The following is a 24,963-nucleotide window of genomic DNA, read 5'->3' on the forward strand; positions in this document are numbered from 1 at the left end:
GCAAACCCAAAAGCTCTAAAGGAAGATCAATGATTCTACTCGGGGTTATTGACTATCACTTTGATCTGCTTCTTTTAAGCCTCTCTCTTAAATTGGCATCTTTTTTGGTTAGCTTCCTGAATTGATTAGGGGGATGGCTTGAAAGCGAAGGCCTAAACAATATGAAAGGCCTGATAGAAAAGATATCAGGGATCTTCAGATAGCCAAGCCAGAAGCTTATCAACATCATCAAAGACCTCATAGCGGCCCCCGGCGATGGCGCGATCTGCAGACTGATAAGTGCACAGGATGGCGATGGATGGCATCAAACGAAAATCTTACAGCTATCGCTGAATGGTCAGGCGCCTCTTATCATCCTTGGATGGCTCTTATCACCTATCACAGATGTATTTGAAGCATCCTCAATTCAGCGACCTGCCTTGTATACCGTCTTAGCCAGTCAGAAGCCAGATACGGGACCTTCTGCAGACTATCCTCGAAGCCTCTCCCGCCCTCACCCTCTTAATTCATATTTATGATCAGTATTCCATCACTTCAAACTACTTTAAATGCATTACGGTTAGCATTTATTTAGTCCAGAGGGGGGCTGCATTCAACAATCAGATTCATCCGGCCAAATAAACCCTTTATCTCAGGAAAAAATTATGATTAGAAACTCCTTTGTCCAAAGGCTAATATCGCGATTAATTTTTTATGTCAATCCTCTGAGTGGATAAAAAATCGAGCAATTACGATCCGAGGAGGGGAGGGCATGGCGAAGGCAGTCAGCCCCTCTACAGTGGTTTCAAGATATCTGTATTAGTTGAACTTGAAGCCGGCAAACCACTTTCTCAGATGCATCCGTGAATATGACATCCATCCAATCACATGAAATAGATAGTGCGGGGGATGGGATTCGAACCCACGAACACCTTCGTGACTGGACCCTGAATCCAGCGCCTTTGACCTGGCTTGGCAACCCCCGCAAAAGGGTGCAGCCATGTCTCATGCAGTAGTAGTATTTAATGGTATTCGTAGTCCAGGCGTGATGCGCAGTCCTGAAATGATGTTCTGGCCGGGCATATAGCCAAGCACCCGGCGTTGAGAGGAGAGCAATAGAGGGAAGGGCCGAATAGCACTGTCATCCCCAAAGGGAGCAGGGACCTCTATATACCTATAAAATTATAAGAACTGTTTCCCGGACTTCTGGCCGATCTCTTCGCAGTCAAAGATAATGCCACGCCCCTCCAGCTCAGCCAGCAGCTCCTCCATGAAGACCCCCCGCCCGGGCACATGCTCATGCTCGCAAGCCTCAACCCGCCCGCCCCTATAGCCGCTGCTCGTGCTGACAACTCCACAGCTCGGGCTGCCGGCTACGCCCACAATACGCACCCGAATTCCCTCTCTTGCTAGCATCTGCAGCAGGTCTGCATATTGGACAATAAGCGAGCGGCAGAACAGGCGAAACTGGGGTACATCAAGCTGGTTTCGGGTAACAGCCCAGCGCTCAAGGCCCAGATAGAGCGCCTCCGGGCAGGGCAATTGAATCGTCGGCCCGGCTGGAGAGAAGGCCAGAGGATCCAGGCCCTTGACCCGGGTCATAGGATTGAGAAGGCAATGGGCAACGAGAACGATCTCCTGCCCTCCGTAATCAGTCGGCTCTTCCCTCCTCCGGGCTTGAATGCCCTCCCTTGATGGCAGCATCATAATCGTCAAAGCTCCATTGCGCAACAATACATCTCAGGAAGAGGGGGTCTGGGCCGGCCGGACCCCACCTGCCTGATCCTATCGCTTCAGCCCCCGGATATACTGATAAAACCGGATGCCATGCAGATCATCATAAAATACTATCTTCTCCGCCTTCTCCCCCACCAGCAGCTTCAGGGTGTTATTATGAAACTCATCCACATACTCCACACCGGTGACCTGATCCAAGGGCACTGAGCGCACACTATCCCAGGCCAGCCCCGGGCGGACGAAATGCACATTCTTATCGGTGGTGACCAGGTAGCCCAGGATCTTGTCCAGCATCCCCATCCTGGCGATGGTCAGCATCTGCTTCGATGCCTGGCTGTGCAGAATGGCCGGGGCGATGAGCACCAGCTCCTCCCCGGAGGCGGAGAGCTTCCTTGCAATCCTCCCCAGCTTCTTGGGAACCTCCGGGCTCTGTGTCCGCTCCTTGGACCCGCCCTCGCCTGTCTGCGCGATTTCAGTCATCTTCTCCTGCAGCCTCAGGTCACAATCTGCTCCAGGCAGCCGTTCTCCAGAGCGATCCTCACCTCGCGGGCGAGCCTGCGCCCCGTGGACATATTTGTCCGCCAGAGGGCATTGCCATAGGGATGGCCAACTGCCATATGCACATTGGTCCCACCGCCGATCCTGGGCGCGACATCATAGATGTAGAAGTTCAGGTCCTTGTCCACACAGGTCTGCAGACAGAAGGGGCCGATGATCCCGGGCTTGTAGTACTCCTGTGTCGCCTCCACATACTTCTCCGCCAGGACGAAGGCCTTCTCCAAGAGCGACTCCCTAAGAGTGGCGGAGTTGTGCCCGCAGACAGTATACTCGGGGTTGATCTGCTGCTCATTGAGAGTTAGCTGTTGGGGAGCGGGCAGGCGACAGTGGCCGTCCAGGCTGGTCTCAAACCTCCAGTCTATACCGATCAGCTCAATCCTCTCCGTTATTGGGGAGTAGAAATAGTCCAGATTGAAGACCGGGCCGATGATATAGCGCTCAATCCTGGCCAGCTCAATCCCATCCTGATCGATTACATTCTGGCGCAAGAGGAGATCAGCCTTCTGGCAATACTCCTCATAGGAGGCGGCAGTGAAAAACCCCCTCTCCAGGGTCTTCACTGCATGGGGCAGCTTGACCATCACCAACTGGTTGATCTCCTCCGCCTCCACCGGCTCGGGGAAGGGCAGGCCCGCCTTCTCCAGCAGCCAGTAGTAATCTCTCTTATCCCCCCTCTCCTCAGAGCGAAGGAGGTTGCGCGAGCCGAGCAGGGGAAGCGCGAACTGCTCTTCCACAGCATCGATGCCGCAGTAGGAGGTGAATGAGCGGTTGGGAACGAAGAGGGTGTTCTTATCCTTGAGAATCTCCTGGTTCTCCGGGTCTAAGACATCCGGGAACTGCTTCAGCATCATAATCTCATCGATCATGCCGGTTATTATCCTCCCCTTCCGGTCCCTCTCCGCCCGGAAGTACCTGACATAGGGCTTCTCCCTCCCCTCCTGGCATACCGCCAAAGTCCTGAAGTTCTCCTCCACTGCGCCATCTGCCGTATCCAGGGCAGAATGGGATGCTATCATCCCGATTCTCAGATCCTTGAGCTCGTATCCCCTCAACACCTCCAGAACCTTGCTGCGTTCAATCAAGTCTGAGCACCTCAAAATAATTATATTGGTCCCTCATATTCCCATCCCGATTTATCAAGATGACCCTATCACACAAAGACATCGCCCTCTATTCCCTCCTGACAACATAGAAGGGCCTCAGGCAGCAGGGAGAGAAGCCCCGGCGGTTCCGGACAGGTATCAGCATCCCATGCTGCCTATTGCCAATCCTCCCATCTCAAGTACCCTCACTGCGATAAAGATTATGCCCCTCATGCCCCTTGCTTCTTATCCCTGCCTCTTATCCTCGCCTTTAATTCCTGCCTCTGGATCCTTCTTCCCTCCAGCAGGCGGGATTGGCCCTCTCTTTCCTCCTCCACTATATCACTGCCGCCTGGAGGGCTTGCCGGAGCATCAGCCCTGCTCTCCTCCCCGGACTGGGGATCGCGAACGGGAAAGGCGCTCTTTCTCAAAAAATTCTGTGCATTACTTTAATATACTTCATTCTCATTGAGAAGTGGTTCACTATTGGGGAGCTTGATATTTTGGCGGGCAGAGCTTGGAAGTTCAAGGACGATATCGATACCGATGCCATCATCCCCGGTCGCTACCTGGTGATGAACGATCCGCAGGAACTGGCTGCACACCTCTTTGAAGGGGTGCGCCCGGAGATGGCAGGAGCAGTCAAGGAAGGAGACTATGTGGTGGCGGGGGAGAACTTCGGCTGCGGCTCATCGCGAGAGCACGCACCTCTGGCCCTGAAGGGAGCTGGTATCTCAGCAGTCCTCGCCAAGTCCTTTGCCAGAATCTTCTTCAGAAACGCCATAAACATAGGACTGCCCCTCTTCATCTGTCCAGATGTGGACAGGATCGAGGAGGGCGCTTATATCGAGATCGATATGGCGGGCGGAGTAATAAAGAATATAACCCGCAATGAATCCTATAAGACCACACCACTTCCAAGTTTCTTAAGGGAGATCGTCAATGCGGGCGGCCTGGTGGAGTACACCAGACTACAGGTGTCCGGAGTGAGGGCATGAACTATAAAATACCAGTTATCGGCGGCGATGGCATCGGCCCGGAGATAGTAGCCGAGGGCCAGAAGGTGCTGGAGGCAGCAGCAGACAAGTACAACTTCTCCTTGGAGTGGATCGATTACTCCATCGGTGCAGAGCACTACCTGAAGACGGGCGAGCTGATAAGCGAGGAGACGCTCAAAGAGCTTTCAGGCTATCGGGCCATCTATCTGGGGGCGATAGGCGACCCCAGGGTCCGGCCAGGGGTGCTGGAGAAGGGCGTCCTTCTCACGATGCGTTTCTACCTCGACCAGTATATCAACCTCCGGCCGGTCAGGCTACTGGAGGGCGTCTGGACCCCTCTAAAGGATAAAACGCCGAAAGATATCGATTTTGTTGTGGTTCGCGAGAACACTGAGGACTTTTACATCGGCATAGGCAGTCGCGCACAGAAGGGCAAAAGCCATGCCGACTTCCAGGTCAGCCGCAAGCTCTACAATATAAAGTTCGGCCTGGATATCGACTCAGATAGCGAGGAGATCGCTTATCAGATAGGCGAGGTCAGCCGGGAGGGCTGCCAGAGGGTGATAAAGTATGCCTTCGACCTGGCGAGGAAGCGCCGCCAGAAGGTATCCAGCGTCGACAAGGCCAATGTGCTCAGCGACATTTATGGCTTTTGGAGGGAGATCCTTCTGGATGTGGCAAAAGGATATCCAGAGATCAAGTATGACTTCAACTTCGTTGATGCCATAACCATGTGGTTTGTCAAGAATCCGGAGTGGTTCGATGTGGTCGTCGCCCCCAATATGTTCGGAGACATAATCACCGATCTGGGGGCCATGATCCAGGGCGGCCTGGGCCTGGCGCCGGGAGCCAACCTCAACCCTGAGGGCACCAGCATGTTCGAGCCCATCCATGGCTCTGCCCCCAAGTATAAGGGCCGAAATGTGGTCAACCCTCTGGCCACCATCTGGGCAGGGGCTCTACTCCTGGAGCATCTCGGCCAGCCGGCTGCAGCAGCTGACATAGTCTCGGCTATAGAGCGGAACCTATTTGAAGGCCAGATAAAGACATATGACCTGGGAGGAAGCTCAACCACCTCCGAGGTTGGATCGGAGATTGCTCGCCTAGTGGGACTGATGTAAGTCCCACAAAGGAAAAGGCTTTTAAGGAGGATCTCTTCATTTCTCAACTAGTGCAGCACATAGGGCTTGAGGAATGCCAGGCCGCGAGGGCTCGTAGCTCAGCTAGGCAGAGCGTCTGGCTTTTAAATTTTTGTATGAAGATACCAGGTGGTCGAGGGTTCAAATCCCCCCGAGCCCGTTTGGAGTTTCCTTGAGCCTGTATGCTGCTCCTTCTAAGGGTTGGTGGTTTTTGTGACCAAATTTGCCGTAAGAGATCATGAGATGGTTCCGGAACATATTCTGCTCACTCCGGATGAGGGACTGCAGGTGCTGAAGGAGTTCGGCATCGATGCGCCACAACTGCCGAAGATCCATGCAAGCGACCCCGCCGCCAAGGAGATCGGGGCCAAAGTGGGCGACATAATCAAGATAATAAGGAAAAGCACAACAGCCAAACATTCAGTCTTCTACCGGCTGGTAATCGATTAAAGGTGGTCTTTTGCTCGACAGAAATGCCCTTTATAGCGCCTATTTTACCAGGGATAAGCTGGTGCATCATCATATCAACTCCTTCAATGACTTCATAGATAAAGGCCTGCAGAAGGTGATCGATGAGGTCAATGTCATAGAGACCAATATCGAGAACACCTATGTCCGGCTGGGGAACATCCGGGTGGAAAAGCCCATGGTGCGCGAGGCGGACGGTTCAGTGGAGAGGCTCTACCCCAATGATGCCCGTCTGCGCAACCTGACCTATGCCTCGCCGATCAAGCTGGAGATGACCATCGTCGAGGGGGAGACGGAGAAAGATCCAGTGGAGGCTGACATAGGCACACTGCCCATCATGCTCAACTCCAGGGTCTGCAATCTCTTCGGCCTGGACGCAGACGAGATGATATCCTTTGGAGAGGACCCCTCTGATCCCGGCGGCTACTTTGTGGTCAACGGCTCGGAGAGGGTGATCATGACCCTGGAGGATCTGGCCCCGAACAAGATCCTGGTGGAGTACAACCAGCGCTATGACGAGAACATCGAGGTGGCCAAGGTCTTCTCCCAAAGGCAGGGCTACAGATCGCTGGTCATTGTGGAAAGAGGCCGCCGCTCCATCCTCGAGGTCTCATTCCCCTCCGTCTCTGGCAGATTGAACTTCATCACCCTTCTCCGCTCCCTGGGGATGGAGACAGATATGGATATAGTCAAATCAGTATCCGATAACCCGGAGATCATCAAGTTCATGCTGGAGAACCTGGAGGAGTCAGAGGTCTCGACCAATGACGAGGCCCTGGAGAAGATCGGCTCTCGCGTCGCTGCCGGCCAGGCCAAGGAGTACCAGAAGAAGAGGGCCACCTACGTTCTGGATCGCTACCTGCTCCCTCATATCGGTGTTGAGGAGAAGGACCGCTATGCAAAAGCTCTCTTCCTCTCCCGAATGGCCGAGGCCTGCTTCGAGCTGGCCCTGGGACGGAGGAGCGAGGACGACAAGGACCACTACTCCAACAAGAGGCTGAAGCTCTCCGGGGACCTGATGGAGGACCTCTTCCGGGTGGCCTTCAACCGCCTGACCCGGGACATAAAGTATCAGCTGGAGCGGGCGAGCATGAGAAACAGGGATCTGAATGTGGTGACCACCGTCCGGGCGGATGTCCTCACAGAGAGGATGATCCATCCCCTGGCCACAGGCAACTGGGTAGGAGGGAGGACCGGCGTCTCACAGCTCCTGGACAGGACCGATTATATGGCCACCCTATCCCATCTGCGCCGGGTGATCTCACCTCTATCCCGATCCCAGCCCCACTTCGAGGCTCGAGATCTGCATGCCACCCAGTGGGGGCGGATCTGCCCCTCAGAGACCCCTGAGGGCCCCAACTGCGGCCTGGTGAAGAACTTCGCCCAGGGCGTCGAGCTCTCCAAAGGGATAGACGATTCGGATGATATCAAGAAGATTCTCATGGATTTAGGAGTAATTTCAGTAGGTGGTAGCATTGTCTGAAGCACCAACAGGTGGCGCTAGAGTATATGTGAACGGTGAGATAGTGGGCTATCATGATGAACCCGGAGCCCTGATCGAGAGCATCCGCCGCCTCCGGCGCTCGGGGAGCATCAGCAATCAGATGAATGTGGCCTATTTCGAGGAGACGGGGGAGATCTTCATGAACACCGACTCCGGCCGGGCGAGGAGGCCCCTGATCGTGGTCGAGGATGGCCGGGCCCAGGTAACGGCAGAGCAGGTCAGCAAGATCCAGAGAGGAGAGATGACATTCGATGATCTGGTGGCCGGAGGGCTGGTGGAGTATTTGGATGCCGAGGAGGAGGAGAACAGCCTCATCGCCATCTGGGAGGAGGATATAACCCCCGATCACACCCACCTGGAGCTTGATCCATCTATGATTTTGGGGATCGCCGCCGGCCTGGTCCCCTATCCCGAGCACAATGCCAGCCCCAGGAACACCATGGGAGCGGGAATGGTCAAGCAATGCCTGGGCATGTCCACCGCCAATATGAGGCTCAGACCAGATACCCGCGGCCATTATCTCAACAGCCCCCAGAAGGCTATAGTGCGGACGAAGACCTCCAAGGCCATAGGCTTTGATGAGAGGCCCGCCGGCCAGAATTTCGTGGTGGCTGTCCTCGCTTATGAGGGATATAACATTGAGGATGCTCTGGTCTTGAACCGGGGCTCGATCCAGCGCGGCCTCTCCCGCAGCCACTTCTTCCGGGTCTCGGAAGCAGAGGAGCGCAAGTATCCGGGCGGCCAGGAGGACAAGTTCGAGATACCGGACGTCGAGGTCAGGGGGGCAAGAGGAAGCGAGGCCTACGATCAACTGGACTCAGATGGCCTGGTCAATCCCAATGCCGATGTGGGCCCCAATGATGTTCTGATCGGCAAGACCAGCCCGCCCCGCTTCCTGGAGGAGCCCTCGGAGTTCGGCCTGACCCCCCAGCAGAGAAGGGAGACCTCGGTGACCATGCGCTCCAATGAGAGAGGGGTGGTGGACATGGTCATCCTGACGGAATCATCAAACGGGCAACCGCCTGGCCAAGGTCAAGACCCGCGACCAGAGGATCCCGGAATTGGGTGACAAGTTCGCCTCCCGCCACGGCCAGAAGGGGGTGGTGGGTCTGATCGTCCCCCAGGAGGATATGCCCTTCACCGAGTCGGGCATAGTCCCGGACCTCCTGCTCAACCCCCATGCCATCCCCTCCCGGATGACAGTGGGCCACGTCCTGGAGATGATCGGCGGCAAGGTCGGCTCCCTGGAGGGCAGGTTCATCGATGCCACTGCCTTTTTAGGAGAGAACGAGCCAGAACTGCGCGCCGCCTTGAAGGAGTTCGGGTTCTCCCATACCGGCAGGGAGATCCTGTACAATGGGGCCACTGGCGAACAGATCATGGCCGACGTCTTCGTGGGGGTGATCCTCTATCAGAAGCTCTATCACATGGTCACAGGCAAGATGCACGCCCGTTCCCGCGGCCCGGTACAGGTCCTGACCCGGCAGCCGACAGAGGGTCGGGCAAGAGAGGGAGGTCTGAGGTTCGGAGAGATGGAGAGGGATGTGCTCATCGCCCACGGTGCTGCTCTGGCGCTCAAAGAGCGGCTGGTGGATGAATCGGACAAGGTCACAGAGCTGGTCTGCAGCCATTGCGGCATGATCGCCATTCACGACCGGCGGAGGAATGCTGACTTCTGCCCCACCTGCGGAGCAGACACGGAGATCTATCCAGTGGAGATGAGCTATGCCTTCAAGCTCCTCTTGGATGAGATCAAATCGCTGGGTGTAGCACCACGACTGATCCTGGAAGATGCTGTTTAGGAGTGAACATGACTGTACCCAAGAGGATAGGCAAGATCCGCTTCGGCCTGATCTCGCCCCAAGAGTTTAGAAAGATGAGCGTTGTCAAGATCATCACCGCCGACACCTACGACGATGACGGCTTTCCCATCGAGATGGGGCTTATGGATCCCAGGCTTGGCGTCATCGATCCCGGCCTGCGATGTCGGTCCTGCGGCGGCAGGCCGGGTGAGTGCCCGGGCCACTTCGGCCACATAGATCTCATCGCTCCTGTCATCCACGTTGGTTTCGCCAAGCTTATCCGGAAGATCCTGCGGGCAGTATGCAGAGACTGCTCCCGCCTGATGCTCAAGGATAATGAGAAGAAGATGTACCTTGAGCAGATCCAGGAGCTGGAACGTTTGGGCCAGATGACAGATGACACAGTGAACAAGGTCTTCGCCGAGGCCAGGAAGAACAAGACCTGTCCCTACTGCGGCGCTCCTCAGCAGGAGATCAAGTTTGAGCGGCCATTATCCTATATCGAGGACGGCCACAAGCTCACCGCCTCAGACATCCGCGACCGGTTTGAGAAGATCCCGGACGAGGACATCAAGGTGATGGGCATGAACCCCGCCACGGCCCGCCCGGAATGGATGATCCTCACCGTCCTCCCCGTGCCTCCAGTGACCATGCGCCCCTCCATCACCCTGGAGTCCGGCCAGAGGAGCGAGGACGACCTCACCCATAAGCTGGTGGATATCATCAGAATCAATCAGCGCTTCCAGGAGAACCGGGAAGCAGGCGCCCCCCAACTGATCATAGAGGACCTGTGGGAGCTATTGCAGTACCACGTCACCACATTCCTTGACAATACCGTCTCCGGCGTGCCCCCCGCCCGCCACCGTTCCGGCCGGCCTCTCAAGACCCTCTCCCAGAGGCTGAAGGGGAAGGAGGGACGCTTCCGGGGCTCCCTCTCCGGCAAGAGGGTCAACTTCAGTGCCAGGACGGTCATCTCTCCCGATCCCAATCTGAGCATTGGCGAGGTGGGAGTCCCCCAGGAGATCGCCATGGAGCTCTCTGTGCCCATGATAGCCAACCCCAGGAACATCGATATGGTGAAGACATTTGTGCGCCGCGGCCCGGACAGGCACCCGGGAGTGAACTATGTCACCCGCCCCGATCAGAGGAGGGTGAAGGTCACTGACAGGAACTGCGAGGAGGTCGCAGAGCAGATCGATATCGGCTGGAGGATCGACCGTCAGCTTGCCGATGGCGATATAGTCCTGTTCAACCGCCAGCCATCTCTGCACCGGATGTCCATCATGTCCCACCGGGTGAAGGTCATGCCCTACAAGACCTTCCGGCTCAACCCGGCGGTCTGTCCACCTTACAATGCCGATTTTGATGGCGATGAGATGAACATGCATGTGCCCCAGACTGAGGAGGCGCGGGCAGAGGCTGAGATCCTGATGAGGGTACAGGAGAACATCCTCTCCCCCCGGTTCGGCGGGCCGATCATCGGCGGCATCCACGATTATGTGACCGGCTCGTTCTTGCTGACGCACGGACGAAAACCCATCCATCGCCAGGAGGCAATGGAGCTATTGAAGAAGTTCGATATATCCGAGCTTCCCGCCCCGGAGGGGGAGGCGGATGGCGAGCCCTACTGGACGGGAAAGCAGATCTTCAGCCTCATCCTTCCCCGGGGCCTGAACCTGACCTTCAAGGCTGACTTCTGCTACAACTGCGATGTCTGCAAGGGAGAGGAGTGCGAGAGCGATGCCTATGTGGTCATAAGAGACGGTCAGCTTGAGATGGGGACGATAGACGCCAAGGCTGTTGGCGCCTTCAAGGGCAAGATAACAGACAGGATAATAAAGGAGTACAATCCCTCCATGGCGAGCCAATTCCTGGACCGGATGACCCGCCTGGCCCTGAGGGGCATAATGCATGCCGGCTTCAGCTTCGGAATAGATGACGAGGACATCCCTCCAGAAGCAGTGGAACAGATCGAAGAGACCACTCGTACCGCTCGAGAGAAGGCCCAGCAGTTGATCGAGGCCTACAAAGCTGGAGAGCTGGAGCCCCTGCCCGGGCGCACTCTGGATGAGACCCTGGAGATGAGGATCATGCAGACCCTGGGCAAGGCGCGAGATAGTGCAGGCAAGATCGCCAGCCGTTACCTGGGCCTGGACAACTCCGGGGTGGTGATGGCATTGAGCGGTGCCAGGGGCAGCATGCTCAACCTGACCCAGATGGCGGCCTGTGTCGGCCAGCAATCAGTTCGAGGAGAGAGGATCATGCGCGGCTATGCCGGCCGAACCCTGCCCCACTTCCAGCGGGGAGATCTGGGGGCGGAGGCGCACGGCTTTGTGGAGTCCAGCTATAAGGGGGGTCTCAATCCCACAGAGTTCTTCTTCCATGCCATTGGCGGTCGCGAGGGCCTGGTGGATACAGCCATCAGGACATCCCAGAGCGGCTATCTGCAAAGAAGGTTGGTCAATGCCCTGCAGGACCTGGAGGTCAAGTACGATGGCACAGTCAAAGAGACGAGGGGGATGATCGTCCAGTTCCAATATGGCGAGGACGGAGTCGATGCCTCCAGAAGGGACTATGCCAGCACAGAGAACGTCAAACGGATCGTCCAGAGCGTGCTGAAGAGGGAGTCGGCATGAGCCTATCAGAAAAGGAGATCCAGGAGAGGCTGGATCAGGTGGAGCTTCCCCCGAGCATCAGAGAGGCCATCCAAAACGAGCTGAAAGGGGCGGATATCACTCCGGAGGAGATGGAGGAGATCATATCCCGGGTGATGGCCGACTACCAGCACTCCCGGGTGGAGCCCTGTGAGGCTGTGGGCGTGGTTGCCGCCCAGTCCATAGGCGAGCCCGGCACCCAGATGACCATGCGTACCTTTCACTATGCCGGTGTGGCTGAGATCAATGTCACCCTGGGCCTTCCCCGGCTGATAGAGATCGTTGACGCCAGAAAGATCCCCTCCACACCCACCATGACCATCAAGCTCACCCCCGAGTATGCACACGATCGAGACCTGGCCAGAGAGGTTGCCTGGGCCATAGAGTCCTCCTCCATCCTCCACCTGGGCTCTATTGCCACTGACCTGGCGGAGATGAATGTGATAATCGATCTCAGCCCCGGGGCATTGGAGCAGCGCAAGATCACTGCTGAGGAGGTGGCAGCAAAGCTGAAGGAGGAGACGGGGCTGGATGTGGACCAGAAGGAGAACCTGCTGGTGATGGCACCGGAGGAGGCCTCCTACCGGGAGCTGCTCCAACTGGTGGAGAAGATAAAGAAGATCTCCCTCAAAGGAGTGGAGGGCATCAAGAGGGTGGTGATCCGCAAAGAGGGGGACGAATATATCCTTTATACTGAAGGCTCCTCCCTCAAGAAGATCATGCAGTTTGAGGGGGTGGACCCCACCCGGATCAAGACCAACAATATAAACGAGATCGGTGAGGTGCTGGGCATAGAAGCAGCCAGAAATGCCATCATAAACGAGGCCACTGATACCCTGCGCGAACAGGGTTTATCAGTGGACGTCCGCCACATCATGCTGGTGGCGGACATCATGACGGTGGATGGCGAGCTCAAGCAGATTGGACGGCATGGGGTTTCAGGCGAGAAGGCCAGCGTTCTGGCCAGGGCAGCCTTCGAGGTCACTGTCAACCATATCCTGGATGCGGCCATCAGAGGAGATGTAGACGACCTCAAGGGCGTAACAGAAAACGTCATCGTTGGCCAGCCGATACAGCTCGGCACCGGAGACGTTAAGCTGGTAGCAAGCAAGAGGTAATAACGATGATCAATGTAGATAGAGCGTTGAGAAGTTCCATCAGAACAGGAAATGTAATGCTAGGATCGAATAGGACAGTTGAAGCAGGACTTAGCGGAGAGGCAAAGCTCATAATCTATGCCCTGGATTGCCCTGTAGGCGTGCGCATGCAGTTGGAGACCATGGACCTGCCGGTCTACAGTTATCAGGGCATGGGAAAGGATCTCGGATCTGCCTGCGGAAAACCTTTCTCCGTGGCTGCATTGGCCATCATCGAGCCAGGCGACTCGGAGATAATGGCACTGCAGCGGGAGATCCGGGGTGTTGAGGCATGAGTGAGTTCAAGCTCACCACTGAAGGAATAAGATACATAGCACTCTTCGAGAGCCTCACAGGAGGCGTGGCAAGGGATTGTGTAGTGGACGAGGAGAACGATAGGATCATCTTCGTCATCAAAAAGGGAGATATGGGCGCAGCCATAGGCAGGAAGGGCTCCAACATCAACCGGGTCAAGAAATCGATCGGCAAGCAGATCGAGATTGTGGAGTACAGCGAGGATGTCAAGGTCTTCTTGGAGAACCTCTTTCAGCCCGCAGCCATCAAGAATATCATGGTCGTTAACAAGAACAGCAAGCGATTGGCTTATGTAGAGGTAGCAAACAAGGACAAGGGAATTGCCATCGGCAGGGATGGTCGTAACATACTTAAAGCCAAGATGCTTGCACAGAGGCACCATGGCGTTGATGATATCATAATTCAATGATGAACCTGATTTCAGTGGCAGATCACGATTTATTCAAGGTGAAATGAATGGGAAATGGAATCTATGCAGCCAGGAAACTGGAGAGTGATAGGAAGACGATGAGGTGGAGCCATCCCAAGTTTATCCGCAGGATGTCGGGGAGCAAGATGAAGGCCGACCCTCTGGGCGGAGCGCCCATGGGGAGGGGTATCGTCCTGGAGAAGGTCGGCATTGAGGCCAAGCAGCCCAACTCGGCCATAAGAAAGGCGGTGCGCATACAACTGATCAAGAACGGCCGCCAGGTTACAGCCTTTGCCCCGGGCGATGGAGCCATCGGATTCATAGATGAGCATGATGAGGTCCTGGTAGACCGCATCGGCGGGCGTCAGGGCCGGTCCATGGGGGATATCCCTGGAGTCAGATTCAAGGTCATCGCTGTCAATAATGTCTCCTTGCAGGAGCTCGTGCGAGGGAAGAAGGAGAAGCCGGTGAGGTGATCGAGATGAAGGTATTCGGCAAATGGGATAATATCGAGGCAGAGGTCCTGGATCCCGGTGTGAGAGGATACATGAACCTTATGCCAAGGGCGGTCATGCACTCCGGCGGAAAGCATGCCAAGCAGCAGTTCAAGAAGTCTGAGCAGCATATCGTCGAGCGCCTGGTCAATAAGATGATGCGCAAAGAGAGGAACACCGGCAAGAAGTTCAAGGCTTATGCCATAGTGGAAGGGGCCTTCGATATCATCGCCAAGAGGACCAAAGAGAATCCCCTTAACATCCTCGCCCAGGCCATAGCCAATGCCGGGCCGAGGGAAGAGGTCGTCCGACTCAAGTACGGAGGCATAACTGTGCCCAAGTCTGTGGACACCGCCCCCCAGAGAAGGGTGGACACTGCCCTGATGTTCATCGCCAAGGGAGCTCATGCCGCCTCATTCAAGAAAGCCAAGACGGTGGAGGCCGCCCTGGCCGATGAGATCATTGCTGCTGCCAATCGCGATGTTAAGAGCTATTCCATCAATCACAAGGACAGTGTGGAACGGGTGGCCAAAGCAGCAAGGTAAGTTCCTTCGATTAAGCAGAGAGATCTTCAATTAAGCAGAAAGATATAGGCGCTGGGTATCAATTCATAGCGCCTATACAATCTATTCTCGCCTATCACAGGCAGTATGCACATGAACATGAAGGCCTGGGATAGTGACTACACTATGCGGGGGCGGCTCTGGGGAGGGGGTGTCAGCGGTCTGCCCGATCTGCCCGCGGGGAGCACTGTCCTGGAGCTGGGCTGCGGGGATGGCAAGACCCTCTCTGCTATGCCTCAGGGCTGGAGGATCGCTGCCCTGGATATCTCTCTCCCTGCCCTGCGCCTCTGTGCCCGGTCGAAATCCGATCTGATCTTAGGCGAGGCGGAGAGGCTTCCATTTAAGGGGGAGAGCTTTGCGGCCATCTTCGCTTATCATGTGGCCGGCCATCTCCTCCTGCCCGGTCGCAGCTCTCTGGCCCAAGAGGCAGAGCGGGTCCTCCTTCCCGGCGGCAAGCTCTTCTTTCGGGATTTTGGGAGGGAGGATATGCGCATGGGCCGGGGCCTGGAGGTGGAGGAGGCCACATTTCTGCGCGGGACGGGCGTCGTCACCCATTACTTCACAGTATCTGAGGCCAAAGAGCTCTTCTTCCCGTTGACTCCCCTCTCAATCGAGAACCGCTGCTGGAAGATGCGAGCAAGAGGAGTCGATCTGGTTCGCTCCCAGGTGGAAGGGATCTTTTTCAAGGGCTCTTATGGGCCAGAGCCTGAGCCAGTCCTGGTATCTGATCCGCCCCCACCGGGACGGTGATGGACGAGCCGTTCAGGGCCGGGCCTATGGGCTCGTACCTTCCCCCCAGGTGCTCTGCCAGGAAGGCCTCGGTGAGGGCATAGAAGGCCAGGCCGTTTCCCGGCCGGACAAAGCCGTGACCCTCATCAGGAAAGAGGGCATAAGTCACCGGGACGCCCCTCTCCACCAGGGCCCTGACGATCTGCTCTGACTCGTTCCTCTTCACCCGCGGATCATTCGCCCCCTGAGCGATCAATAGGGGCCTTTCGATCCGGTCAGCCCGGGAGAGGGGGGAGCGCTCATCCAGCATCCTTCTGCCCTCCTCAGTTCTGTAGTCGCCTACCCTCCGGAGCTTGACCTCCAGGGAGGGGTTCCAGTACTCGGGGAGGGTGAGAAGGAATGAGGTGAGATTGGAGGGGCCGCAGATGTCCACTCCACAGGCGAAGAGCCCTCCAGTATTGGCCAGTGCAGACAGTGCGGCATAGCCGCCATAGCTTAGCCCCAATATAGCGATCCGGTCCGGATCTGCAATCCCCTTCTCAATCGACCAGCGGACGGCATCTAATAGATCCTCCTCCATCTTCCCTCCCCATTCGCCATCCCCGGCGTTGATGAACCTCTTGCCGAATCCCGAAGATCCGCGGAAGTTCACGCTGAGGACGGCATATCCCCGGTTGGCCAGGAGCTGATGGGTCTCGTCAAAGCCCCAGGAGTCTCTCGTCCAGGGCCCGCCATGAACATACAGCACCATGGGAAGGGGTTCATTTGGCATTCCGTCACCATCCTCATCCGTCCAGGGAGGGAGGGAGAGATAGCTGACCATATCCAGGCCATCCCTGGACCTTATGGTTACACAATGCATCTTTGAGAGGGGCAGCCTCTCCTGCATCCTATTGGCGCTGAAGAGAGGCTCAGCGACCCTGCCCCTCCTGTCGTACAGATAATACCTGGCAGGAGCAGAGTCGCTTATGAATCCGGCAATCCAGATGCTATCGTCTGAGGTGCGAGAGGTGACCATCAGGTCACCGGGGTTGAGCTGCTGCAGATACTCCAGATCAGGGCGAATGGACTCGTCCAGGACCGTCCAGTTATGCCGGTAATACTCGAAGCTCACCGCCTGAACGATGGGGCTTGTGGGATGGAAGAGGACCCAGCCCAGGTCTGAGCTGGGGTCCTGGGCCAGGATCTCAGTTCTTCCTGTCCGCAGATTCCAGGATGTCAGCGCTGCAGTATCTCTGCCCCGGCCCTCAGCCATATAGAGAATATCTTCCTTCCTGTCGAAGCCCAGGGGGTAAGTGGTGGCGCTATCCAAGTAATCTATCTTCATGAAGGGCTTCCAGGAGCCTATGCCGTCAGTCTGCAGGTACTCAATGCCGTCCGCCATCACATCAACCGCCAGGAGGACCCTTAGATCATCGCCGGCCAGAAATCCAGCAAACCGGTCATTCCTCAGGACGAGGCTTCTCATTCCAGTGGTGATGTTGATCTGATACAGGTCGTGATACTCCCGATCCCTCTCGTTTATGCCCACTAAAATCTCCTCGGGAATCTCGTTGCTCGTGGCCAGCACATATGCGCTGACGTTGCCGTAAGGGGTGAGGTCCAGCCTCTCTCCGGTCTCTATGTCCAGTGAGTAGATATGCCAGTTCTCATCCCCGAAGGTGTCCAGGGAGAAGATGATATGGCGGCCGGTGTCGGCCCAAAAGTAGCTCTCAATGCCCCGAATGGTCTCATTGGTGAGCGGCCGGGCCGAGGATAGATCGGGCTTCAGGGTCCATCTCCCCTCAGAGGCGGCAGGGAGCCTGTTCACAGGAGCTATCCAGATGTTGAAAAAACCGCTCTCCGCCGAGAGATAGCTGAGCCAGCTGCCATCAGGGCTGATCTGAACCCCAACCCTCTCCGGAATGCCGAACAACAGCTGGCGAGAGATGAGCTTGAGGCCGTCCTCGCCCCCATTGCTATACAGGTCTGCGCCTGCTGCTGCTGTGCCACTGAGCTTTTGCAGCATCAGAAAGGTCAGGTTCAGGGAATCCTCAGATACATCCTGCAGCTGCTCTGCCCTGGCCGGGGCCGAGGAGAGGATCAGCAGCAGTCCGAAAAGGGCGGCCAGAAGAGGGGAGGGTTTATGTCCGATCGCATGGGCCTGGATTCTTCTCCCACTGGCCAAGATCTCTACCTCCGCCTGAGACTTCTGCGTCTCCGCCGGCTCTTCCGGCTCCTGACCCAGGCTAAAGATGCAAGCAGGCCACAGACCAAAAGCAGTCCTATGCCAATGGCGGCATAGGGGTATTTGGGGGCGTCCTCTCCCCCATCAGAAGAGCCCTCTCTTTTATTTGAAGAGCCTCCTGCCCCCTCCTCCTCATCCCCCGGCGTCCCCTTTGGCTCCTGCGCCAGATGCTCCTCCTCTGCCAATTGGGGTATGACCGATGCACCGACCACTATTGTATCTGAAGGGACCAGAACCTCCCGATAGTCGCCCGGCTTGGCATACTCATAAAATATATTCTCCTCCATCCTCTCCTTGGAGACGAAGTGCACCCCGTCCCGGGTGTATGCTGTCTTGTTCCCTGCCCCCGGAGCCGGCGGGCAGAGAAACGCCAGCAGGATGAATAGAATCACAATCGGCCTTACTGCTTCCCTGAGCATTTAGTCCCCTCTTTGGCTCTGAGGATGATGGGGGAAATTCCTTAAATATTTTTTCCAATGCCGTCAGGTCTAAATGGGCGGGAGCGATCTCTATATGGATCGAAGAGAATGGATCTGAATATCCTTGATACTCCAGGCTCGCTTCCCATGACTGTAGCATTGCGGCATGTGCTCCGGAGGAGGCGGCAGACCTTCCTCTCCCTTCTGGCGGTGGGCCTGGCGGTGAGCATCTCAATCATGTTCTCCTCTCTGATCAACGGCCAGCAGCAGATACTCACCAACCTGGTGGAGGAGAAAATGCCCCATGTGGTGGTCGAGCCCAGGGAGAATGAGGAGTTCATCCATCTTTACAAGAGCCTTTTAGACCGGATCGCCTCCCAGCCGGGGATAAGGTCTGCTGCTGCCTCCCTCACCACCCCTGCCACCCTCTCCCGCAAGGATAAGAGCAAGAACGCCCTGTTGAAGGGGTCCGACCCCCTGGAAATAGACAGGATATACAAGATACAAGGATCGCTGCTCCAGGGGGATTTCATCAATGCTCAGCAGGAGGGATTTGCTGCGATCGGAGTTAAGCTGGCCAAATCCCTGCAGCTCAGGCTCGGAGACCAGGTCCAGGCCACATTTCCCCGCTCCCACCCCCTCGATCTGAAGGTGGTGGCGATCTTCCAGACCGGCACTCCTCTGGACGAGCGGGTGGCATTTGTCTCCTTGGGCACTGCCCACAGCTTCAAGGGGGAGGGAGATGTGATAAATGCTGTGGATATAAGCCTGGATGATATCCGCCACTCAGGGAGCCTGGCCAGCTTGATCAGCTCCTGGGGCTATAATGCCAGGAGCTGGGAGGAGAAGAACCCGGAGATCATGAGGGCGATAAACATCGGCGGCTTTTGGACTGGACTTTCTATACTGCTCTTCATGGTGGTGGCATTCTTCGGCGTGGCCAGCATCATGAACCTGATGGTGGTGGAGAAGACAAGAGAGATCGGCATGCTCATGGCTATGGGGGCAAGGCCAAAGGACATCCGCAACATCTTTCTGGCGGAGAGCAGCCTGCTGGGCTTTCTAGGCGCAGCTGCGGGATCGGTGGTGGGCGTGGTGGGCGTCCATTATCTGGGACGGGTCCCCTTCGAGGTCGCAGCCGGGGGGAGCGTGATCACCACTCTGCCCCTCATCCTGAACCCCTGGGATATCCTGCTTCTCGATCTTCTGGTGATAGCTCTGAGCATAGTGGCCGCCCTCTACCCAGCCAGGAGAGCCTCCAGAATCGATCCAGTGATCGCCCTGAGGGGAGGATAACTGGAGGATATGTTCGAGCTGGATATTGCCCTGAGGCATATGCTGACCAATAGGAGAGGCACGGCCTTCACTCTGCTCTCAGTGGCTATAGCTGTGGCAATTATCATCATGTCCCTGGGTATGACTGAGAGCGTGAGCAGCCAGATCATAGAGAACACTGTGAACAAGAACCCCCATATCCTGGTAGGCCCCAAGGAGGGCGAGAGCTACATCAATATGTACCGCTCTCTCTCCAGTCAGCTCCGCTCTCATCCTGGGGTCTCTGCCCTCTCCCCCCGGCTGGTGGGACAGGGTGCAGCCCGTTTCCAGGACAATGTGCAATCGGTGGAGTTTGTGGGGGTCAATCCCGGTCTGGAGGACCAGCTGATGAAGGTTCAGCAGTCGGCCATCTCCGGGGACTTCTCTCAGCTGAGGTTCAATAAGAGGGGGGCATTTCTGGGGTCCAGGCTGGCCCAGAATCTCAATATCAGAGAAGGAGGAGACTTCCATCTCCACCTTAAGAACGACTCCCTCCGGCTGAAGGTGATGGGCATAATGGAGAAGGGGACGATCAAGGACCAGACCCTGGTCTACATATCCTTGGACACTGCCCAGGAGCTGCTGGAGGAGGGTGATGTGGTAACTGAGATTGGTGTGAGGCTCTCGGACTACACCCAGGCCCCGGCCATGGCCAGGGAGTGGAATGAGATCAGCCAGTATGAGGCCACCAGTTGGCAGGATTTCAGCCCGGAGATCGCCAGGTTCGTGGGAAACCAGGGGGTCACCAATATACTCTTCTACATGTTCATATTCTTAATATCAGCCTTCGTCATAGCCAATACCACAATAATGGTGGTGAGCAAACGGAAGCGGGAGATTGGGATACTTATGGCCATGGGAACGAGAAGGCGCTCTATACTGATGATATTCTTGCTGGAGAATGTGCTCATCAGCCTGCCGGCGGGAGCCCTGGGGGCAGCCCTGGGCTATGCTGCCGCCCGGGCGATAGCTCTTCTCCCCATGAATGTGACCAGCGCAGCAGCAGGAGATGGCAGGATAGTAATCGATCCCAGGCCAGAGTACTTCGCCCTTGCCCTGCTCTTCGCCCTCTCTTTGAACCTCATCTCCGGGCTCTATCCAGCATATTCAGCAGCAAGTCTCGACCCGGTGGAGGCGATTGGCAGTGAATAACAGAGATGATGATATAATTGTTCTGAAGGATCTATCCAAGATCTATGGAGATGGGGTCCAGGTCCGCGCCCTGGACGGAATCAGCCTCAGGATCAAGGCGGGGGAGTTCGTGGCCATCGTCGGCCCGAGCGGCAGCGGCAAGAGCACTCTGCTCAATATGATCGGCCTGCTGGATACTCCCAGCCAAGGCCATATCACCCTCAAGGGGATCGATGTCAGCCGCGCCAGCCCGGATGAGAGGGCCCGCCTGCGAAACCAGGAGCTTGGATTTGTCTTTCAGTATCATCATCTGATCCCGGAGTTCACTGCCCTGGAGAATGTGATGATGCCCATGCTCATCGCCAATAAGAGCAAGGCCGAGGCTCACTTGCGAGCAGAGGAGCTTCTCGCCTCTGTAGGCCTGGGGGATAGGCTGCACAGCCGGCCCAATCAGCTATCCGGCGGCCAGAACCAGAGGGTGGCTGTGGCCAGGGCGCTGGCCAATGACCCCTCCATCGTCATAGGAGATGAGCTGACAGGAAACCTGGATACAAAATCCTCCCAGCTGATATACAATCTGCTTCGAGAGCTGAACCGGAAGATCAACCAGACATTCATCCTGGTGACCCATGACATGACTTTGGCGGAGAAGACCGACCGCATACTGAGGATAGTGGATGGCAAGATAGTCTGCGAGATGAAGCGGGCGGGGGAAGATTTCGTTACCACTGATTATTGCGAGCGGGCAGAGTAGGGTGGTCTGCTCCGCCGGCCCCATTGGGGGAGCAAGGGGGTGCAAGCCAATTGGATGGGAAAATTGATAAGCTTGAAGACTTGAAAGAAGGTCGAGGTATTATATGACCAAACAGATAATATATTTTGCAGGCGTGCTCCTACTGATGATGGCCGCAGCCCTGGTCGTCTCCGCCCATGACAGCTCCCCTGCCCTGAACGCCACTATAAAGAACATCACAGCAAACAACACCACATTGAATAATACAACCATCAACGCCACATTGAATAATACAACCATCAATGCCACCATCGCCCTGGACAATGCCACCATTGCCCTGGACAATGCCACATTGAATGAGACAGTTCCAGCCACAGAGAATGCCAGCGTTGTTGTGGCCGCCAACGAGACCCTTCCTCCAGTCGAGGCTGCTCTTGAGAGTGTGACCGAGGCCCCAGCTGTGGTGGATGTGACCGCTCCGGAGGTAATTGAGGCCCCCCCTGCAGTCAATGAGACGGAAGCTGCTGTGGTGAGCGCTCCGGCAGTTGTCCCGAAGGAGGGAATTTTGGGCAAGATGGAGACCAGGCCGGCCCAGGCAGTGGCACTGGGAATGAAGATCAAACCAACCTTCATCGTCGGCAGCGGACTTGGTGCCGGCGAGACTGTCCAGGTGGGCGCCACCAAAGCCAGGGAGACTTATACCGTAGGCTCCCCTGCCAAATCCACAATCGGCCTTTAAGGCAGATCAAGCTCGAAGGAAGCCTCCCGGTTGAGGCGCTCTCCCCGGCTGATCACCGGGATGAGAGCAGGAAGAGGCCTTCAGCCTCCCCCTCTGGGCTAGCCGATGCTCTGAAGAGGGGGCAAGATCCCCAGAGGCTCTTCCTGCCTGCATTTATTTTCAGGAATCGATCTCCTGCCAGTCGATAGACTTTTATGGACAGTGGCTCTTTTGATGCGGAAAGGTGTTCACCTTGATGGGAATCAATGAGATGGGCTTCGAGGTCTTTGAGGAGATGCTCGACTATGGAGATGAGCTGCAAATAGAGGTTCATGAGCTTGAGAACGGCACAGTGGTGATAGACGCAGGAGTTGAGGCCCAGGGAGGGATCGGGGCGGGCATATATCTCTCCCGCCTGTGCATGAGCGATCTGGCCGACATTCAGCTCACACCCTGTGATGTTGGCGGAGTCCTCCTTCCCGGAGTGCAGGTGGCCACAGATTATCCAGCTGTATCCTGTATGGCCTCTCAGTGTGCCATGTGGCAGATCAAGGCGGAGAAGTACTTCGCCATGGGAAGCGGACCGGGGAGGGTGCTGGCGGGAAAGACCAGGGAGCTGTATGAGAAGATAGGATTCGAGGAGTTCTCAGACATCGCCGTCCTCTTCTTGGAGTCGAGCAGGCTGCCGGATGAGAAGGTCTCGGCATTGATCGCCCAGAGGTGTGGAATCGATCCTGCCGATCTGAGGATTGCCGTGGCCCCCACCGACTCCATAGCCGGCCTGGTGCAGGTATCAGCGCGGGTGGTGGAGACCGGCCTGCACAAGCTCTTCACTATGGGATTTGACATCAACAGCATCAAAAGCGGCTGGGGGAGGGCGCCCATCTCCCCCATCAGCGGGGATATGACCCATTGCATGGGCTCTTCCAATGACGCCATAATCTATGGTGGCGAGACCTATTACACCCTAGTCTATGAGGATATCGAGGAACTGCAAAGATACCTGAAGGCGATGCCCTCCTCCTCCTCCCGGGACTGGGGAGCGCCTTTCTACCAGACCTTCAAGGCCGCTGGTTTTGATTTCTTCAAGGTGGATCACAATGTCTTCGCCCCGGCCAAAGTGGTGATGAATGAGGTCAAATCGCGAAGGACATTCGTATGCGGGAAGACCAATCCCCAGGTGCTTGCGGAGTCGTTCCACCTGGAAGATCCCGGTTTGAGCTGATGGCTCCCGGGATGGGGCGGCGCATCCTCCTGCTGATATGGGAGGAAGAGGGATACAATGAGAATGGCTCCGGGATAATCTAGATAAACCTCCAGGCATCTGGAGAGATGAGATGAACTCAACAGAATGCGACCTTAAGGGCCATGGGCCATGCGGCGGGCCCATCTGCCAGCGTGGCATAAGCCTCAACCATCGCTGTGACCAGCATGTCAGGCTCCAGTCATACTGGGCAGCCCATAACACCGGCAAGAAGCTCAATGACTGGCTGGACGGCCTGATGAATGCCGAGAGGGAAGAGGCATTGAGGCAGGCTCCGTCCAGGGGCGAGCACTGGCAAGAGGTGGCATCCCCATCCCCTGAGGACTGAGCTCCGGCCATCAGGGAAGATCTATTGTCCCCACCACTCTGAGCTTTGCTCCTTCAGGATAGGTCAGGACTGCTCTTGCGCCTGCCCGGAAGACGAGCATCCTGTCCAGCCTCAGTTTCAGCTCAGCCCGGTGCCAGTCAGCCTCCGGCAGGACCTCCTGTACTCTGGCTGGAACGAACTGCATCCAGTGGCCGATGTGAAGCACCATTCCCTCTTTGAGGGGATTTGGCCAGTATTTAACTATCCGGGCCGTGGCCTGGAGCTCTGAGGCCTTTTTGATCGATTTGTCATTGGTGAGGATGGTTCCCCGGTCCAGATCCCCAACATCGACCCCTTTGAGGGCGATTCCCGTCCTCTCACCCGCTCCGGCGACATCGAAGTCCTCATCATGCCTCTGAATGGAGCGGATCTGGGCGGTCTTCTCCCCGGGAAGGAGCATCAACTCATCATGCTTTCTCAATGCCCCCTCTGCCACCGATCCCAAGACCACAGTGCCTATACCCCGTACATTGAAGAAGTGATCCACAGGCATGGTCCCGGTTGGAGAGTCGTAGTTGGTCTTGATCTTTTCAGAAAGGGCCAGGAGCCTCTCGCGAAGGGCATTCTTATCATCATCTAAAAATTCATAACCCTCAACCACTGTGCCCCTGATGAAGGGCATGACCTGATCTTTATCTATGAAATCTCTCAGTATCACCATGCCCTCCTTCTTTTCCAGGGAGTCCAGCATGAGGACCGTCTCCCCAAAGGCGGGATCTATGTGATCCACAATCAATAGAATCTTCTGGGACATGGAGATGGCATAGAATAAGGGTGCTATCCTCTCCGGATATCTGCTCGGCTCGATTAGGGTTACTGTACTCTCCCCTTTCTTCAGATTATAGAAGGTAAGATCGCTGACGGTGCCCTTCTTCCCCAGCTCCTTGCCATAATCAGCTGCGCCCAGTATCGCCACATTGAGATTGGACATAGAATGCCTGAATCTATCCTTGGGATGATAGGCCTTGCGGTGGCGGGGCTGCAGATTGGATAGACCCTTCTCCTTCCCTTCTATGACCCTCTCGGCCAATTTCAGTATGCTTTTCTTTTGCTCCTCCTCTTGCCCTCTTTTTATGTCTTTTCCAGCTCTTTTCACCCTCAGTTTATTCGCTTTTTGATCCCCTTTTCCGCTTTTTTTTTTGAACTCTCTATTTATGCCTACACATTATGATAGAATTTCTATAATAATAAGGAATTTCGATAGATATTTATGATATCAAGCT

At 56.1% G+C, this 24,963-nt stretch carries 25 protein-coding genes, 2 tRNA genes and 1 pseudogene; 19 read left to right on the forward strand and 9 right to left on the reverse strand.

What is annotated here, in order from left to right:
- Positions 1-55: 55 nt before the first annotated feature.
- The 6 genes from IPI63_RS03235 to IPI63_RS03260 all read right to left on the reverse strand — a co-directional run bounded on the left by IPI63_RS03235 (position 56) and on the right by IPI63_RS03260 (position 3,787).
- Positions 56-229 (reverse strand): hypothetical protein, encoded by a 174-nt coding sequence (locus IPI63_RS03235; protein WP_292476605.1) that lies wholly within the window; start codon positions 227-229, stop codon positions 56-58.
- Between the two features lie 651 nt (positions 230-880).
- Positions 881-965, reverse strand: a tRNA-Leu gene (locus IPI63_RS03240).
- 196 nt (positions 966-1,161) lie between these two features.
- Positions 1,162-1,686, reverse strand: coding sequence for a hypothetical protein (locus IPI63_RS03245; protein WP_292476607.1), 525 nt, complete (start codon positions 1,684-1,686; stop codon positions 1,162-1,164).
- 78 nt (positions 1,687-1,764) lie between these two features.
- Positions 1,765-2,196 carry a hypothetical protein gene (locus tag IPI63_RS03250; protein ID WP_292476608.1) on the reverse strand — a complete coding sequence of 144 codons (432 nt, stop codon included), beginning with the start codon at positions 2,194-2,196 and terminating at the stop codon, positions 1,765-1,767.
- 14 nt (positions 2,197-2,210) lie between these two features.
- Positions 2,211-3,356 (reverse strand): formate--phosphoribosylaminoimidazolecarboxamide ligase family protein, encoded by a 1,146-nt coding sequence (locus tag IPI63_RS03255; protein ID WP_292476609.1) that lies wholly within the window; start codon positions 3,354-3,356, stop codon positions 2,211-2,213.
- A 230-nt stretch (positions 3,357-3,586) separates the two neighbouring features.
- Positions 3,587-3,787, reverse strand: a complete 201-nt coding sequence (locus tag IPI63_RS03260; RefSeq protein ID WP_292476610.1) for a hypothetical protein — start codon at positions 3,785-3,787, stop codon at positions 3,587-3,589.
- Positions 3,788-3,859: 72 nt separating this feature from the next.
- Here IPI63_RS03260 and IPI63_RS03265 point away from each other — a divergent pair, with 72 nt between their 5' ends.
- The 13 genes and pseudogenes from IPI63_RS03265 to IPI63_RS03330 all read left to right on the forward strand — a co-directional run bounded on the left by IPI63_RS03265 (position 3,860) and on the right by IPI63_RS03330 (position 15,588).
- A complete protein-coding gene (locus IPI63_RS03265) occupies positions 3,860-4,354 on the forward strand; it encodes a 3-isopropylmalate dehydratase small subunit (RefSeq protein ID WP_214064923.1) in 495 nt (164 codons plus the stop codon).
- Entirely contained in the window at positions 4,351-5,475 is a 1,125-nt protein-coding gene (locus tag IPI63_RS03270) for an isocitrate/isopropylmalate dehydrogenase family protein (RefSeq protein WP_214080097.1), read from the forward strand. Before IPI63_RS03265 ends, IPI63_RS03270 begins: the two co-directional genes overlap by 4 nt.
- 87 nt (positions 5,476-5,562) lie before the next feature.
- A tRNA-Lys gene (locus IPI63_RS03275) sits at positions 5,563-5,653 on the forward strand.
- Positions 5,654-5,706: 53 nt separating this feature from the next.
- The gene (locus IPI63_RS03280) at positions 5,707-5,943 is read left to right on the forward strand and encodes a DNA-directed RNA polymerase subunit H (RefSeq protein ID WP_214064456.1); all 237 of its coding nucleotides are present in this window, start codon (positions 5,707-5,709) and stop codon (positions 5,941-5,943) included.
- Positions 5,944-5,953: 10 nt separating this feature from the next.
- Positions 5,954-7,444, forward strand: a complete 1,491-nt coding sequence (locus tag IPI63_RS03285) for a DNA-directed RNA polymerase subunit B'' (RefSeq protein ID WP_292476612.1) — start codon at positions 5,954-5,956, stop codon at positions 7,442-7,444.
- Between the two features lie 28 nt (positions 7,445-7,472).
- Positions 7,473-9,267: pseudogene (gene rpoB, locus IPI63_RS03290) on the forward strand (DNA-directed RNA polymerase subunit B).
- An 8-nt stretch (positions 9,268-9,275) separates the two neighbouring features.
- Positions 9,276-11,903 (forward strand): DNA-directed RNA polymerase subunit A', encoded by a 2,628-nt coding sequence (locus tag IPI63_RS03300; protein WP_292476614.1) that lies wholly within the window; start codon positions 9,276-9,278, stop codon positions 11,901-11,903.
- Positions 11,900-13,039, forward strand: coding sequence for a DNA-directed RNA polymerase subunit A'' (gene rpoA2, locus IPI63_RS03305; RefSeq protein ID WP_214064453.1), 1,140 nt, complete (start codon positions 11,900-11,902; stop codon positions 13,037-13,039). The genes IPI63_RS03300 and rpoA2 overlap by 4 nt, the downstream gene beginning before the upstream one ends.
- Before the next feature lie 5 nt (positions 13,040-13,044).
- On the forward strand, positions 13,045-13,353 hold the full coding sequence (locus IPI63_RS03310; RefSeq protein ID WP_214064452.1) for a 50S ribosomal protein L30e: 309 nt from the start codon (positions 13,045-13,047) through the stop codon (positions 13,351-13,353).
- On the forward strand, positions 13,350-13,781 hold the full coding sequence (locus IPI63_RS03315) for a NusA-like transcription termination signal-binding factor (protein WP_214064451.1): 432 nt from the start codon (positions 13,350-13,352) through the stop codon (positions 13,779-13,781). Before IPI63_RS03310 ends, IPI63_RS03315 begins: the two co-directional genes overlap by 4 nt.
- A 47-nt stretch (positions 13,782-13,828) precedes the next feature.
- Positions 13,829-14,257, forward strand: coding sequence for a 30S ribosomal protein S12 (locus IPI63_RS03320; RefSeq protein ID WP_214064450.1), 429 nt, complete (start codon positions 13,829-13,831; stop codon positions 14,255-14,257).
- Between the two features lie 5 nt (positions 14,258-14,262).
- Positions 14,263-14,820, forward strand: a complete 558-nt coding sequence (locus tag IPI63_RS03325; protein ID WP_214064457.1) for a 30S ribosomal protein S7 — start codon at positions 14,263-14,265, stop codon at positions 14,818-14,820.
- A 105-nt stretch (positions 14,821-14,925) separates the two neighbouring features.
- Complete coding sequence (locus tag IPI63_RS03330; protein WP_292476617.1) at positions 14,926-15,588, forward strand: class I SAM-dependent methyltransferase; 663 nt, start codon at positions 14,926-14,928, stop codon at positions 15,586-15,588.
- On the opposite strand, the gene IPI63_RS03335 is transcribed toward IPI63_RS03330, so the two are convergent.
- The gene (locus IPI63_RS03335) at positions 15,521-17,734 is read right to left on the reverse strand and encodes a S9 family peptidase (protein ID WP_292476619.1); all 2,214 of its coding nucleotides are present in this window, start codon (positions 17,732-17,734) and stop codon (positions 15,521-15,523) included. The genes IPI63_RS03330 and IPI63_RS03335 overlap by 68 nt on opposite strands.
- Before the next feature lie 5 nt (positions 17,735-17,739).
- Complete coding sequence (locus tag IPI63_RS03340) at positions 17,740-18,213, reverse strand: hypothetical protein (RefSeq protein WP_292476620.1); 474 nt, start codon at positions 18,211-18,213, stop codon at positions 17,740-17,742.
- A 108-nt stretch (positions 18,214-18,321) separates the two neighbouring features.
- Here IPI63_RS03340 and IPI63_RS03345 point away from each other — a divergent pair, with 108 nt between their 5' ends.
- The 6 genes from IPI63_RS03345 to IPI63_RS03370 all read left to right on the forward strand — a co-directional run bounded on the left by IPI63_RS03345 (position 18,322) and on the right by IPI63_RS03370 (position 23,701).
- On the forward strand, positions 18,322-19,509 hold the full coding sequence (locus tag IPI63_RS03345; RefSeq protein WP_292476621.1) for an FtsX-like permease family protein: 1,188 nt from the start codon (positions 18,322-18,324) through the stop codon (positions 19,507-19,509).
- 9 nt (positions 19,510-19,518) lie between these two features.
- Positions 19,519-20,679 carry an FtsX-like permease family protein gene (locus tag IPI63_RS03350; protein ID WP_292476623.1) on the forward strand — a complete coding sequence of 387 codons (1,161 nt, stop codon included), beginning with the start codon at positions 19,519-19,521 and terminating at the stop codon, positions 20,677-20,679.
- Positions 20,672-21,412 carry an ABC transporter ATP-binding protein gene (locus IPI63_RS03355; RefSeq protein ID WP_292476625.1) on the forward strand — a complete coding sequence of 247 codons (741 nt, stop codon included), beginning with the start codon at positions 20,672-20,674 and terminating at the stop codon, positions 21,410-21,412. The genes IPI63_RS03350 and IPI63_RS03355 overlap by 8 nt, the downstream gene beginning before the upstream one ends.
- 133 nt (positions 21,413-21,545) lie before the next feature.
- On the forward strand, positions 21,546-22,130 hold the full coding sequence (locus tag IPI63_RS03360) for a hypothetical protein (RefSeq protein WP_292476627.1): 585 nt from the start codon (positions 21,546-21,548) through the stop codon (positions 22,128-22,130).
- A gap of 232 nt (positions 22,131-22,362) precedes the next feature.
- The gene (gene mch, locus IPI63_RS03365) at positions 22,363-23,334 is read left to right on the forward strand and encodes a methenyltetrahydromethanopterin cyclohydrolase (RefSeq protein ID WP_366850855.1); all 972 of its coding nucleotides are present in this window, start codon (positions 22,363-22,365) and stop codon (positions 23,332-23,334) included.
- 112 nt (positions 23,335-23,446) lie between these two features.
- Positions 23,447-23,701 carry a hypothetical protein gene (locus IPI63_RS03370; RefSeq protein ID WP_292476629.1) on the forward strand — a complete coding sequence of 85 codons (255 nt, stop codon included), beginning with the start codon at positions 23,447-23,449 and terminating at the stop codon, positions 23,699-23,701.
- A 10-nt stretch (positions 23,702-23,711) separates the two neighbouring features.
- On the opposite strand, the gene IPI63_RS03375 is transcribed toward IPI63_RS03370, so the two are convergent.
- Positions 23,712-24,836 (reverse strand): EF-Tu/IF-2/RF-3 family GTPase, encoded by a 1,125-nt coding sequence (locus IPI63_RS03375; protein WP_292476631.1) that lies wholly within the window; start codon positions 24,834-24,836, stop codon positions 23,712-23,714.
- Positions 24,837-24,963 lie beyond the last annotated feature (127 nt).

The organism is Methanothrix sp., assembly GCF_016706325.1.
In the GTDB taxonomy this organism is placed as follows: Archaea; Halobacteriota; Methanosarcinia; order Methanotrichales; family Methanotrichaceae; genus Methanothrix.

Coding starts and splice junctions, on each gene's coding strand:
- IPI63_RS03370 (WP_292476629.1), top strand. CDS start 23,447: ATGAACTCAACAGAATGCGACCTTAAGGGCCATGGGCCATGCGGCGGG.
- IPI63_RS03350 (WP_292476623.1), top strand. CDS start 19,519: ATGTTCGAGCTGGATATTGCCCTGAGGCATATGCTGACCAATAGGAGA.
- rpoA2 (WP_214064453.1), top strand. CDS start 11,900: ATGAGCCTATCAGAAAAGGAGATCCAGGAGAGGCTGGATCAGGTGGAG.
- IPI63_RS03245 (WP_292476607.1), bottom strand. CDS start 1,686: ATGATGCTGCCATCAAGGGAGGGCATTCAAGCCCGGAGGAGGGAAGAG.
- IPI63_RS03330 (WP_292476617.1), top strand. CDS start 14,926: ATGCACATGAACATGAAGGCCTGGGATAGTGACTACACTATGCGGGGG.
- IPI63_RS03235 (WP_292476605.1), bottom strand. CDS start 229: ATGATGTTGATAAGCTTCTGGCTTGGCTATCTGAAGATCCCTGATATC.
- IPI63_RS03340 (WP_292476620.1), bottom strand. CDS start 18,213: ATGCTCAGGGAAGCAGTAAGGCCGATTGTGATTCTATTCATCCTGCTG.
- IPI63_RS03325 (WP_214064457.1), top strand. CDS start 14,263: ATGAAGGTATTCGGCAAATGGGATAATATCGAGGCAGAGGTCCTGGAT.
- IPI63_RS03300 (WP_292476614.1), top strand. CDS start 9,276: ATGACTGTACCCAAGAGGATAGGCAAGATCCGCTTCGGCCTGATCTCG.
- IPI63_RS03315 (WP_214064451.1), top strand. CDS start 13,350: ATGAGTGAGTTCAAGCTCACCACTGAAGGAATAAGATACATAGCACTC.
- IPI63_RS03310 (WP_214064452.1), top strand. CDS start 13,045: ATGATCAATGTAGATAGAGCGTTGAGAAGTTCCATCAGAACAGGAAAT.
- IPI63_RS03345 (WP_292476621.1), top strand. CDS start 18,322: ATGGATCTGAATATCCTTGATACTCCAGGCTCGCTTCCCATGACTGTA.
- IPI63_RS03320 (WP_214064450.1), top strand. CDS start 13,829: ATGGGAAATGGAATCTATGCAGCCAGGAAACTGGAGAGTGATAGGAAG.
- IPI63_RS03250 (WP_292476608.1), bottom strand. CDS start 2,196: ATGACTGAAATCGCGCAGACAGGCGAGGGCGGGTCCAAGGAGCGGACA.
- IPI63_RS03270 (WP_214080097.1), top strand. CDS start 4,351: ATGAACTATAAAATACCAGTTATCGGCGGCGATGGCATCGGCCCGGAG.